Source organism: Aliivibrio kagoshimensis, from assembly GCF_050337105.1.
Taxonomy (GTDB): Bacteria; Pseudomonadota; Gammaproteobacteria; order Enterobacterales; family Vibrionaceae; genus Aliivibrio_A; species Aliivibrio_A kagoshimensis.
In genome coordinates, this window is sequence record NZ_JAKJSQ010000089.1 from 1 (window position 1) to 12348 (window position 12348).

At 43.5% G+C, this 12348-nt stretch carries 12 protein-coding genes and 2 tRNA genes; 7 read left to right on the forward strand and 7 right to left on the reverse strand.

Annotated elements, in window-relative coordinates:
- Window positions 1-64: 64 nt before the first annotated feature.
- The 7 genes from ushA to hemA form a co-directional block, all read right to left on the reverse strand.
- Entirely contained in the window at window positions 65-1726 is a 1662-nt protein-coding gene (ushA, locus tag L4C32_RS18690) for a bifunctional UDP-sugar hydrolase/5'-nucleotidase UshA (RefSeq protein WP_428198409.1), read from the reverse strand.
- 312 nt (window positions 1727-2038) lie between these two features.
- Window positions 2039-2893, reverse strand: a complete 855-nt coding sequence (kdsA, locus tag L4C32_RS18695) for a 3-deoxy-8-phosphooctulonate synthase (protein ID WP_428198410.1) — start codon at window positions 2891-2893, stop codon at window positions 2039-2041.
- A 15-nt stretch (window positions 2894-2908) separates the two neighbouring features.
- Window positions 2909-3718: a SirB1 family protein gene (locus L4C32_RS18700; protein ID WP_428198411.1), complete on the reverse strand. Its 810-nt coding sequence runs from the start codon at window positions 3716-3718 to the stop codon at window positions 2909-2911.
- 3 nt (window positions 3719-3721) lie between these two features.
- Window positions 3722-4105, reverse strand: a complete 384-nt coding sequence (locus L4C32_RS18705) for a SirB2 family protein (RefSeq protein ID WP_428198412.1) — start codon at window positions 4103-4105, stop codon at window positions 3722-3724.
- Window positions 4106-4124: 19 nt separating this feature from the next.
- The gene (prmC, locus tag L4C32_RS18710) at window positions 4125-4970 is read right to left on the reverse strand and encodes a peptide chain release factor N(5)-glutamine methyltransferase (RefSeq protein WP_428198413.1); all 846 of its coding nucleotides are present in this window, start codon (window positions 4968-4970) and stop codon (window positions 4125-4127) included.
- Window positions 4970-6058, reverse strand: coding sequence for a peptide chain release factor 1 (prfA, locus tag L4C32_RS18715; protein WP_428198414.1), 1089 nt, complete (start codon window positions 6056-6058; stop codon window positions 4970-4972). Before prfA ends, prmC begins: the two co-directional genes overlap by 1 nt.
- 18 nt (window positions 6059-6076) lie before the next feature.
- Window positions 6077-7333, reverse strand: a complete 1257-nt coding sequence (hemA, locus tag L4C32_RS18720) for a glutamyl-tRNA reductase (RefSeq protein WP_428198415.1) — start codon at window positions 7331-7333, stop codon at window positions 6077-6079.
- Window positions 7334-7538: 205 nt separating this feature from the next.
- Here hemA and lolB point away from each other — a divergent pair, with 205 nt between their 5' ends.
- The 7 genes from lolB (at window position 7539) to L4C32_RS18755 (ending at window position 12320) form a co-directional block, all read left to right on the forward strand.
- Entirely contained in the window at window positions 7539-8150 is a 612-nt protein-coding gene (gene lolB, locus L4C32_RS18725; protein WP_428198416.1) for a lipoprotein insertase outer membrane protein LolB, read from the forward strand.
- Window positions 8147-9028, forward strand: coding sequence for a 4-(cytidine 5'-diphospho)-2-C-methyl-D-erythritol kinase (ispE, locus tag L4C32_RS18730; RefSeq protein WP_428198417.1), 882 nt, complete (start codon window positions 8147-8149; stop codon window positions 9026-9028). The genes lolB and ispE overlap by 4 nt, the downstream gene beginning before the upstream one ends.
- A gap of 37 nt (window positions 9029-9065) precedes the next feature.
- Entirely contained in the window at window positions 9066-10013 is a 948-nt protein-coding gene (locus L4C32_RS18735; RefSeq protein ID WP_428198418.1) for a ribose-phosphate pyrophosphokinase, read from the forward strand.
- A gap of 121 nt (window positions 10014-10134) precedes the next feature.
- On the forward strand, window positions 10135-10725 hold the full coding sequence (gene pth, locus L4C32_RS18740; protein WP_428198419.1) for an aminoacyl-tRNA hydrolase: 591 nt from the start codon (window positions 10135-10137) through the stop codon (window positions 10723-10725).
- A 20-nt stretch (window positions 10726-10745) separates the two neighbouring features.
- On the forward strand, window positions 10746-11837 hold the full coding sequence (gene ychF, locus L4C32_RS18745; protein WP_428198420.1) for a redox-regulated ATPase YchF: 1092 nt from the start codon (window positions 10746-10748) through the stop codon (window positions 11835-11837).
- Window positions 11838-12109: 272 nt separating this feature from the next.
- Window positions 12110-12186, forward strand: a tRNA-Met gene (locus L4C32_RS18750).
- Window positions 12187-12235: 49 nt separating this feature from the next.
- Window positions 12236-12320 (forward strand) — tRNA-Leu (locus L4C32_RS18755).
- The last annotated feature ends 28 nt before the right edge of the window (window positions 12321-12348 follow it).

Here is a 12348-nt window from a genome sequence, read left to right on the forward strand (position 1 = left end):
TATTAGCACCGTTTTATTAGCACCGTTTCAAATAAATAACATCAATTAATCATTGATATTCAATTTATTTATAAACCATCTCACCTTTAGGTGCGTAGGCATTCACATCGATTGGACTGTTTGACTCTAGGTAATCTTTAAGAACCTCAGCATCAACAAAGCCCGTGTTTACGTGACCAGGATGACCAGAAATTTTTGGATATCCGTCACCACCAGCTGCGTTATAGCTTGGTACAGTGAACTGATATTTTGCTGATGTATCTAGCGCTTTTCCGCCAATTTTAACATCACTAACCTGACCGTTTGATACCGTCATTGAGATGCCAGCAAACTGTGCATACGCGCCAGAATCTACTGGTTTCGTTGCAACAACGTTCAAGTAATCAAGAACCTCAGCACCTGACATTTCTGTTACCGTTACAATGTTTGCAAACGGCTGAACCGTTAGAACGTCTTTGTAAGTGATATCGCCTTCAGCAATTGAATCACGTACACCACCAGAGTTCATTACAGCAAAGTCAGCTTTAGCACGTTTCATGTGAGCTGTCGCGATTAAACGACCCAAGTTCGTCTGCTTAAAGCGAACGACACCACGGTCACCTTCAAGCTTACCATTGCTCTTAGCAATCTTAACAGTTAGCTCGTCTTGACCTTTCTCTTGGTAAGGTGTCAAGAATTCAAGTACCGCAGGATCTTGTGCGATTTCATCTTGAATGAAAACACGCTGCTTCTTGCCATCAACTTTGATTTTCTTTTTCAAGTTAACTGGAATCAGGTCGTAGCTAACTAAGTTTAGTTCGCCATTTTTGAATTCGTAGTCTGCTTTACCTACGTATTTACCCCACTCATGTGCTTGAACTAACCAAGTACCATTTTGGAAGTCAGGCTTACACTCGTCACCAGGCTTAAAGCTCTTGCTGGCTACATTTGGGCCTTCCATACAGACTGGCTCTTGAGAGTGACCACCAACGATCATATCCAGGTCGCCTTCACCTAAGAAGCGAGCTAAAGCAACATCACCCGGTGCATTACCACCGTTGTTACCATTTTCGTAGTGACCCATATGAGTCGCTGCAAAAATCAGATCTGGTTTTTCATTAGCACGTAGCTCAGCGATGACTTTTTTCGCTTCTGCTTTAGGATCTCTAAATTCGATGTCACCAATAAACTCAGGGTTACCAATTTTTGCTGTATCTTCAGTCGTTAGACCGATAACCGCAATTTTTACACCCTGCTTATTGAAGATTTTGTAAGCTTCAAATTTACGCTCGCCAGTCGCTTTATCGTAAATGTTGGCAGAAAGCATAGGGAAGTTAGCCCACCCTTGCTGCTTGGCAAGTACGTCTAACGGATTATCAAACTCATGGTTACCCAATGCCATCGCATCGTAACCTAGCATACTCATACCTTTAAAATCTGGTTCTGCATCTTGAAGATCAGACTCTGGAACACCAGTGTTAATATCGCCACCAGATAAAAGTAATACGCTACCGCCTTCTGCTTTCACTTCAGCTCGTAGTTGGTCAAGAAGCGTCTTACGTGCTGCCATGCCATATTCGCCGTATTTATTCTGCCAAAAACGACCATGATGGTCATTGGTGTGTAAAACGGTCAATTTGTAAGTCGTATCTTCCTGCCAAGTTGGTTCGCTCATCGTAGAGCAACCCGTTACCGCAGCTAATAAAGCAGCACTAACCGCTACTTTTACAGATAGAAATCCTTTCATTTTTTTCACCTATGATTTTTAGTAGATTCAATTTTTCGGTGTGTTCCTAGAGATCATACACTGCAATGAATGACTTTAACTCCAAGATATATTTTAAAAACTAGATAAGTGTAAAAGAAAAAAGAGAGAGCAGTTTAGCTGTTTAGAAAAATTGTTAATTAGATCACCTATATCTTCGTGATATTCATAACATAACAAATAGCAATCGATTACGTATTTGAACACAAAAACATCCTCTCTTTTTGCGGCACAATAAAAAAGCCCATCATTACGATGAGCTTCATTGTTTTAGCACTCTTTTATTCGAAATCGCTATTTAATCTCAATATGCTCAAAACCTTTAATCACGTCATCAAGCGCTTTCATCTGAGTTAAGAAAGGTTCAACCTTATCTAATGGTAGAGCTGATGGCCCATCACATAACGCTTTATCTGGATGTGGGTGTGCTTCAATGAACAGACCCGCGATGCCTGTCGCCAAACCCGCTTTTGCCAATTCAACAGTCTGCTCACGACGTCCACCAGAAGCCGCACCACTTGGGTCTCGGTTCTGCAGAGAGTGAGTCACATCAAAAATAATTGGGCTGCCATTTGAGGATTTTTTCATCACACCAAAGCCAAGCATATCAACCACTAAATTGTCATAGCCCATGCATGAACCGCGCTCACACAAAATAATCTGCTCATTGCCACACTCAGAGAATTTACCCACAATGTTACCCACTTGATTTGGGCTCATGAACTGAGGTTTCTTCACATTGATAACGGCACCGGTTTTTGCCATCGCTTCAACCAAATCAGTTTGGCGAGCAAGAAATGCAGGAAGTTGAATCACATCAACCACATCCGCTACAGGCTGAGCTTGTTCGATCGTATGGACATCGGTAATGATTTTCACGCCGAACGTCTCTTTAATCTCCTGAAAGATTTTCAAACCTTCATCTAAACCAGGTCCTCGGTACGAATGAACTGAAGAGCGGTTTGCCTTATCGAAAGAGGCCTTGAAGACATAAGGAATACCAAGACGATCGGTCACTTCAACGTAGTGTTCACAAATCTGCATCGCAAGATCGCGAGATTCCAATACATTCATGCCTGCGAATAAAACAAACGGCTTATCATTTGCGACATCGATATCGCCAATTTTCACGTTTTTCTGAGTAATCATGATTATTGCTCTTCTCTAGTGGAGGATCAAAGGGAGCTCTTTCAGTAATCTGACCTGAGCTTTTAATAGATCGGCTGCGGGATCATCTGGGCAGTTTTCAATGAAAAACTCAAAATCAGAGCTGGCCATTTGATTGCAATCTAACTGCTGGTAGATAAACCCACGGTCTCTTATTTCATAAGGATCATCGGGCGTAAAACTTAACGCAAGGTCGCTGCATTTAAGAGCGAGATCATAGGTCTCTTCTCTTAAAAAGGCGTGTTTCATTAGGGCTAATAGGCGGCCAATTACTGTTGGATTATCAACAGCGGCTAAATCTTTCTCTTTTAGCTTAGCAAGGGGACCATCATGACCAATTAACCATGCACCTAACACTTGCTTTGTCACGTACTCTCCATTGAATGGATTTAGGTAGAGAGGACGTTCATTTGGCCAGTCGATACGTAATAGAAATTGAGTCGGAAAGCTAACCCCAGACACTGGAAAATTCAGGTTTTGAGCCAAATAGAGAAGAATAGACCCTAAACTAACCGGGATCCCTTTCTTACGCTCAAGCACTTTATCTATGAAAGCATTTTCAGACGAAAAATATTCATCGTAATCACCAACAAACCCCCACTCTTGATAAAACAGTTTTAACAGTTTAGCAAATTGGGCTTTGGGCTCAATTTCTGAAGCGACTCCCGCTTCAGCATCCATTAACATGAGCTCAAGCTTATCTTCAGCCCACTGTTTAGACGTTGACGATTTAATGGCTAAGTTAAGGGATAGCGCCCCTTCAACTAGCTCCATGCTATCTAAATCTTCATCAAAGAAATCAAACATCTGTTACCCCAAAAAAGTTGGAACTTTGGTCATTGCCAGTTTTGCGGCCATTAAGATCCAACCTAACGCACCAAAAAAAGCGAACCCTTTAAATACCCGACTCTCACCTAGGTGTAGAGCAACATAACCGAGTGCAATGTATGCAAAGACACAGGTGAGTTTTTCCGTTAGCCACAAACCTGCGGGGGTAAATGGATAGAAACCCGTTAGAAATATCAAAACGACTCCGGTTCCTAACAGTAACGTATCAATAACATGAGGCGCGACTTTGAGGAATTTTTTCTCGAGCAACGTTGATTTGCTCATCAGTAGAATATATCGAAATATAAACAGACAAACACTTAACGCGATGGTTAGCATATGGATATGTTTTATTGCTGCGTACATAGTTCTCTCATTATAATATTTATGTCCAACGACCGAACGTAACGCGATCATTGCCGCCATAATCTTGCTCTGTCGAGACTTGCTGATAGTGCAGATGTTGTAAAATAGCTCGAACCTCAGCCCCTTGCTGAAAGCCATGCTCTAACAGTAACCAACCACCAGGTAGCAAAAATGTTCTCGCTTGTGAACTTATCAGCTCTATATCGGCAAGTCCTGAGTTACCTGCTACTAAAGCAGACTTTGGTTCAAACCGAACGTCACCCTCAATCAAATGTGGGTCAAATTCATCAATGTAGGGAGGGTTACTGACAATAACAGCAAACTTTTCGCCAGGGTGAACCGCTTCGAACCAACTACTGATTCTAAACTCTGTGTTGGTAATGCGCAGTCGTTGTGCATTTTCAGTCGCTAACTGCTGTGCTTCCGCTCTAATATCAACACCAATTACCGCTCGTTTAGGGTGTTCAGACGCTATCGCTAGAGCAATCGCCCCAGTTCCAGTGCCCAAATCCAAAACGGCGTCGTTGCCAGTCGTTAACTTATCGAGGGCTAATTCCACCAACCTTTCCGTATCTGGCCTTGGGATCAGTGTTGACGGAGAGACTTTTAGTGGTAACGACCAAAACTCTCTCTCTCCAATAATATAAGCAACAGGCTCACCGGATAACCGGCGCTGCAGTAGCAGTGAGAAATCAATTAACTGCTGATCAGATAAAGCTTTCTCAGGCCAAGTAAGCAGATAGCTGCTTGGTTTGTCCAAAACGTGACACAACAGTACCGCTGCATCAAGTCGTGCTGAAGCACTACCAGATTGTTGCAACTGACTAACGGCGCTCGCGAGCTGCTGTTCAATAGTTGAGGTCATTAACTGTTTTCTGATAACTCAGCAAGTTGATCCGCTTGATGCTCAAGAATCACAGGTTCAACCAATGAGTCTAGATCCCCTTCCATTATCTCATTCAGACGGTATAAGGTTAAGTTAATACGGTGGTCCGAGACACGGCCCTGTGGGTAGTTATACGTTCTAATACGGTCAGAACGGTCACCTGAACCTAATAAGTTACGACGCGTATCTGAAATTTCAGCGGCGCGTTTGTCCTCTTCCGCTTTAGTGATGCGAGCAGCAAGTACTGACATCGCCTGAGCTTTGTTTTTATGCTGTGAACGTTCATCTTGACACTCAACCACGGTTCCCGTAGGCAAGTGAGTAATACGGATAGCAGAGTCGGTGGTGTTGACGTGCTGACCACCCGCTCCTGATGAACGGAACGTATCGATTTTCAGATCACTCGCTTTAATTTCAGGTGCCTCGGCCTCTGGTACTTCCGCCATGACAGCAACAGTACATGCTGAGGTGTGAACACGCCCTTGTGATTCCGTTGCAGGTACACGCTGTACGCGATGACCGCCGGATTCAAACTTCAAAATACCGTAGGCCCCCTCACCACTCACTTTCGCGATCATCTCTTTGTAACCGCCTTGTTCTGAACGGTTTTCGTTCATCACTTCGATACGCCAGTTACGTTTCTCTGCATAACGGCTATACATACGGAACAGGTCACCAGCAAAGATACCGGCTTCATCACCACCAGCCCCAGCTCGGATTTCTAAGAAGCAGTTGCGATCGTCATTAGGATCTTTTGGTAACAGCAATATCTGCAGTTCATCATTTAAACGCTCAATGTCAGCTTTAGCTTCTTTGATCTCTTCTTGCGCCATTTCACGCATCTCAGCATCATCTTCTTGAGCCATTTCATTTGCCGCTTCAAGGTTCTCTTCCGCTTGGCAGTAACGCTGAAAACACTGAGTAAGCTCTTCTAGCTGAGAGTACTCTTTTGATAACGCACGGAATTTGTTTTGATCTCCAATAACATCTGGATCACCCAGTAAATGTTGCACTTCTTCATAACGCTCAGAGAGCATCTCTAACTTAGTTCGAATCGACGATTTCATGAATATTTGGACTTATAGTTAGTTATCTAGACCAATACTAGTACGGATAACAGAAAGTTTTTCTGGATCCCCATTCTTAGCTGCATCTTGCATTGCTTGAGTCGGGGCGTGAATAAGTTTGTTGGTGAGTTTGTTACTCAGTTCTATCAAAATCTTTTGTGGATCGGCACCACTTTCGAGCGCTTGCATGCTTTTGCTTAATAACTCAGAGCGCACAACGTCAGATTGTTCTCTATAGGCTCTTATGCTGTCTACCGCTTGTCTTGAACGCATCCAACGCATAAATTCAGAGCTCTCTTCACTGACAATCACTTCAGCTTGAATCGCTTCGACTTTACGCTGCTCCATATTCTGTTCAACAATCCCTTGAAGATCGTCAACTGTATAGAGATAAGCATCGTTCAGATCACCGACTTGGGCCTCGATATCCCTTGGTACGGCAATATCAACAAACAGCATGGGTTGGTTACGTCGCGATTTTAGCGCCGTCTCTACCATCCCTTTACCAATGATTGGCAATGGGCTGGCTGTTGAGCTGATGACAATATCCGCTTTACCCAAATATTGTGGAATTTCAGGAAGCGTGATCACCTGAGCATCGTACTCGCCAGCTAAGAGCAGCGCTCTTTCACGAGTACGGTTAGCGACGATCAGTTTCTTAGTGCCGCTCTCTGCTAAATGCTTAGCAACTAACTCGATGGTTTCACCAGCACCAACTAACAGTACTGTGGAGTCCGACAGTGACTCGAATATTTGTCGAGCCAACGTACAAGCAGCATAAGCCACAGAAACCGCATTACCACCAATATCAGTATCAGTACGAACTCGTTTAGCAACCGAAAAAACTTTTTGAAATAATTTCTCCGTCGTTCCTTCAACGGCATCATAGTCTCGGGCCGCCGCAAACGCTTGTTTCACCTGCCCCAAAATTTGAGGCTCGCCAAGTACAAGGGAGTCAAGACCACATGAGACACGCATCAAGTGCTTCACCGCTGCTTGCTCTTCATGAATGTAGATACTGGACATCAACTCTTCGATAGAGACGGAGTGAAAACTGGTTAGCCACTCAATGATGGCACCGGCACCGAGTCCATCTTTTACATCACAATAGAGTTCAGTTCGATTACAAGTAGAAAGAATGACCCCACTTAAAATATTGTCATTGATTGAAAGCTCTTTAAGCGCGCTGACCAGTTTTTCAGGTGAAAAAGCGACTTTTTCACGTAGATCAACAGAAGCAGAGTTATGGTTAATTCCAATAGAAAGCAATGACATTTAAAGGGTTTACCAATCTCAGAAATAATTACGTGCGCCAAGTTTACTTTATGCACCGAACTATTGAAAGCCGATAGAAGCTATCTTAAGTAAACAGATGGGCTATTTAACCCATAAAACCAAAAATCAGTTTCACATCGTCCTTGCACATTGAGTGATCATCTGTGACGATTCCTACACAGCGAAAACAGCAAAAGGCTCAATAATGATCTCAGCCAGTAAAATACTTCGTCCATTTCTCCTCGTATCCTTATCTCTATTAATGGCCGCATGTACCACAATAAGTACGCAACAGAACAACGTCAACTGGCAACAGCAACAGCAACTCTTAGAACAAATAGATCACTATCAGATTTCAGGAAAACTGGGGTATACCGCCCCGGAACAACGCCATAGCTTTAATTTTTTGTGGAGCCACTCTCCTCATGAGAGTCAACTCACCTTAACCACTTTCTTAGGTCAATCGGTCCTTAAAATCACCATTGATGACAGTGGAGCGACAGTTCGCACCCGTGAAGGTGATACCTACAGAGGCCGCGATGCTAGCCAGCTGATATTCGAATTAACCAAACTCACCATCCCAATCGAACACCTCAGTGATTGGATGAAAGGGTTACCAACAAATGCAGACAACTACACACTAGACAGCAATAACATTGTTGCTAACCTGGATAAAACCTACAATCAAACGCATTGGCAACTTAACTATCAAGCGTACGCTGTCAGTGACACCATACTTCTGCCTCAGAAGATGCAGCTGCAGCAGAAAAATACCTCATTAAAAATTGTTATATCAAATTGGACCATAGACAAATGAGTGCACAACTTCCTTATTTAGGCACCACCGTGTGGCCAGCACCCGCCAAGCTCAATCTTTTTTTGTACATTACCGGGCAACGAGAGAATGGTTATCACGACCTGCAAACCCTATTTCAGTTTCTTGACCACAGTGATCAACTGACCATCACCGCCAACACATCAGGCGAAGTCACCCTGTTACCTGAAATTGAAGGGGTTCCCACTGAACACAACCTCATTTGGCAAGCCGCTACTCTATTACAGCAACATAGTCACTGCCGATGGGGAGCAGATATTAAGTTAGACAAGATTTTACCGATGGGAGGAGGCTTAGGCGGAGGATCGTCGGACGCAGCAACTGCATTGGTGGCGCTTAACCTAATATGGGGTTTAGACCTTAGTGTCGATACCTTAGCCTCTTTAGGGCTAGCGTTAGGAGCGGATGTTCCTGTTTTTGTACGACAGACCGCCGCCTTTGCTGAAGGTATTGGTGAAGAGATCGTGCCGGCTCAACCAGAAGAGAAGTGGTACCTAGTAATTAAACCGCAGGTAAGTATCTCAACTGCAGATATTTTCACTCATCCTCAGCTAACCAGAAATACCCCTAAAAGGTCATTGCAGCAGCTATTAAATGAAAAATACGAAAACGATTGCGAAAAAATAGTAAGAAGTATTCATCCAGAGGTTGATCACCTTCTTTCTTGGCTGTTAGAATACGCCCCGTCAAGATTGACTGGAACTGGTGCGTGTATTTTTGCTGAATTTTTGAGCAAACAGGACGCTACTGAGCTTTTTCAATCACTTCCTGACAATGTACATGGATTTATAGCACAAGGAGTCAATACTTCTCCTCTACAATTGGCTGTAAAACGTTACATAAACCAAAGTAACAACTAACCTACATCACAATTTGACGAACTCTGAGGTTTTCACCGTGCCTGATATGAAGCTTTTCGCTGGTAATGCAACACCTAAACTAGCACAACGCATTGCTGATCGACTATACATCTCACTAGGCGACGCAACTGTGTCTCGCTTTTCTGATGGTGAAGTAGCCGTACAAATAAATGAAAATGTTCGTGGTAGTGATGTTTTCATCATTCAGTCTACTTGCGCCCCAACGAATGATAACCTAATGGAACTGGTTGTTATGATTGACGCACTTCGTCGTGCATCAGCGGGTCGTATTACAGCTGTTATCCCTTACTTTGGTTACGCTCGTCAAGATCGTCGTGTACGTTCTGCTCGTGTGCCAATTACTGCAAAAGTTATTGCTGACTTCCTTTCTAATGTGGGTGTTGACCGCGTACTAACGGTTGACCTACATGCTGAACAGATTCAAGGCTTCTTCGATGTCCCTGTTGATAACATCTTCGGTACGCCAGTTCTTCTAGAAGATATGCTGGAAAGAGACCTCGAGAACCCTGTCGTTGTTTCTCCTGATATTGGTGGCGTCGTACGTGCTCGTGCTACTGCTAAACTTCTAAACGAAACCGACATTGCGATTATCGATAAGCGCCGCCCACGTGCGAACGTTTCTGAAGTGATGAACTTAATCGGCGACGTTGAAGGTCGTGACTGCATCATTGTTGATGACATGATCGATACTGGTGGCACATTATGTAAAGCAGCAGAAGCACTGAAATCTCGTGGTGCTAAGCGCGTATTCGCTTATGCTACTCACGCCGTATTCTCAGGTTCAGCGGTGAAAAACATCGCCGAATCAGTGATTGATGAAGTCATCATTACTGACTCTATCCCTCTGACACCAGAGATGGAAGCGACAGGGAAAGTGAAAGAGCTAACCCTTTCAACCATGCTTGCTGAAGCAATTCGTCGTATTAGCAATGAAGAGTCAATCTCTGCTATGTTCGAAAGCTAAATACTGCTAGCTAGAAAAATTTAAATGCCCTGCTTTTGCGGGGCGTTTTTTTTAGTGGTACTATATCGCGTTTTTTCAAGCATCACGCCGAGTGCTTGCCTTCAAATAAGAGACTATTAGTGTGAGTAATCAAATTCGACTGCTTGTTGGGCTGGCTAATCCAGGTCAAGAGTACGTAAAAACACGCCATAATGCTGGAGCTTGGGCCGTTGAAGAGCTAGCACGTGTACACAGTACTCAATTGAAAAGTGAAGCTAAGTTTTTTGGCTTAACAGGCCGAATACAGACTGATGGGGCTGACTTACGCCTACTGATTCCAACCACGTATATGAACTTATCTGGTAAGGCGATTGCCGCGATGGCGAAGTTTTACCAGATAAAACCAGAAGAGATTCTGGTGGCTCATGATGAGTTAGATCTTCCTCCTGGTGTCGCTAAAATAAAAAAAGGTGGCGGTCATGGCGGACATAATGGATTACGAGACACCATTAGCAAGCTTGCTAATGTAAAAGACTTCTATCGACTTCGTGTTGGTATTGGTCACCCTGGCCATAAAGATAAAGTGGTGGGTTTTGTTCTTGGCAAAGCACCAACGAAAGAGCAAGAGCTAATCGACGCTTCCATTGATGAAGCCGTTCGGTGTCTTGATATATTATTAAAAGACGGTTTGAGTAAAGCGCAAAATCGTCTACATTCATTCAAAGCAGAATAGTAACTAAAAGGTTTCATAGCATGGGTTTTAAATGCGGTATCGTTGGTCTACCTAACGTTGGCAAATCAACACTTTTCAACGCACTCACAAAAGCGGGAATTGAAGCAGCAAACTTTCCCTTTTGTACGATTGAACCAAATACGGGTGTGGTTCCAGTTCCCGATCTTCGCCTTGACGCGTTAGCAGAAATTGTTAGCCCAGAGCGCATTCTTCCAACGACAATGGAATTTGTAGATATTGCAGGCCTAGTCGCTGGTGCCTCAAAAGGTGAAGGACTGGGGAATAAATTTCTAGCTAACATCCGTGAAACTGACGCGATTGGTCACGTTGTACGCTGTTTTGAAGATGAAAACATCATTCACGTAGCGGGGAAAATATCCCCTCTTGATGATATCGAAATCATCAATTTAGAATTGGCGCTTGCGGATCTCGATTCGTGTGAGCGTGCAATCTTCCGCCAAACTAAAAAGGCAAAAGGTGGCGATCAAGACGCTAAATTTGAAATTTCGGTGCTAGAAAAGTTACTGCCTATCCTTACCGATGGTGGTATGGCTCGCGCTGTTACTCTTAGCAAAGAAGAGTTAGCATCGGTTGCTTACCTAAACTTCTTAACGCTAAAACCCACCATGTACATTGCAAACGTGGCTGAAGATGGATTTGAAAATAATCCATATTTGGATCAAGTACGTGTATTCGCTGAAGCAGAAAACAACGTTGTTGTACCTGTGTGTGCTGCCATCGAGTCAGAGATGTCAGAACTAGACGATGAAGATCGTGCTGAGTTTTTAGCCGACATGGGCATTGAAGAGCCAGGGCTTAACCGAGTGATCCGCTCTGGTTACGACCTATTAACCCTACAGACCTACTTTACGGCAGGTGTTAAAGAAGTACGTGCTTGGACTATCCCAATCGGTGCAACTGCACCGCAATCTGCGGGTAAAATTCACACTGACTTTGAAAAAGGCTTCATCCGTGCTGAAGTGGTTGGTTATGATCACTTTATCGAGTTCAACGGTGAAAGTGGTGCAAAAGAAGCGGGTAAATGGCGTCTAGAAGGTAAAGATTACATCGTTAAAGATGGCGATGTGGTCCATTTCCGTTTCAACGTGTAACGCGTAAAAAGTTCAAAAAACAAGCCAGCATAATTGCTGGCTTTTTTACAATTAGAAATCTGAATAATTCGTCCCTTATGCCCTTTTTTGCTAATAATTGCATCAGGTTGATTAATTTGCGTTCGAACAACTCAGGAATCGCGATTTATTCAAAAAAAATGTTGACGCATCAGACGTAGATGAGCATAATGCGCACCGTTCTTGCTACTGTCTTCGCAATGAAATTTGTTGCGTTCTACCATAAAATACAGTAAAAAATTGCAAGTAACATTGGCTACTTAGCTCAGCTGGTTAGAGCACATCACTCATAATGATGGGGTCACAGGTTCAAATCCCGTAGTAGCCACCATATACAATTTTTGTTGTCTGAAAATGAGAGCAAAATATAAAAGAATAATGCGGGAGTGGCGGAATTGGTAGACGCACCAGATTTAGGTTCTGGCGCCGCAAGGTGTGAGAGTTCAAGTCTCTCCTTCCGCACCATTATTCAGTAGGGTTATCGCCAAGCGGT

Bases quoted from the DNA above. Each gene is read 5' to 3' on its own strand.
- ushA (WP_428198409.1), bottom strand. From the start codon at position 1,726: ATGAAAGGATTTCTATCTGTAAAAGTAGCGGTTAGTGCTGCTTTATTA.
- kdsA (WP_428198410.1), bottom strand. From the start codon at position 2,893: ATGATTACTCAGAAAAACGTGAAAATTGGCGATATCGATGTCGCAAAT.
- L4C32_RS18700 (WP_428198411.1), bottom strand. From the start codon at position 3,718: ATGTTTGATTTCTTTGATGAAGATTTAGATAGCATGGAGCTAGTTGAA.
- L4C32_RS18705 (WP_428198412.1), bottom strand. From the start codon at position 4,105: ATGTACGCAGCAATAAAACATATCCATATGCTAACCATCGCGTTAAGT.
- prmC (WP_428198413.1), bottom strand. From the start codon at position 4,970: ATGACCTCAACTATTGAACAGCAGCTCGCGAGCGCCGTTAGTCAGTTG.
- prfA (WP_428198414.1), bottom strand. From the start codon at position 6,058: ATGAAATCGTCGATTCGAACTAAGTTAGAGATGCTCTCTGAGCGTTAT.
- hemA (WP_428198415.1), bottom strand. From the start codon at position 7,333: ATGTCATTGCTTTCTATTGGAATTAACCATAACTCTGCTTCTGTTGAT.
- lolB (WP_428198416.1), top strand. From the start codon at position 7,539: ATGATCTCAGCCAGTAAAATACTTCGTCCATTTCTCCTCGTATCCTTA.
- ispE (WP_428198417.1), top strand. From the start codon at position 8,147: ATGAGTGCACAACTTCCTTATTTAGGCACCACCGTGTGGCCAGCACCC.
- ychF (WP_428198420.1), top strand. From the start codon at position 10,746: ATGGGTTTTAAATGCGGTATCGTTGGTCTACCTAACGTTGGCAAATCA.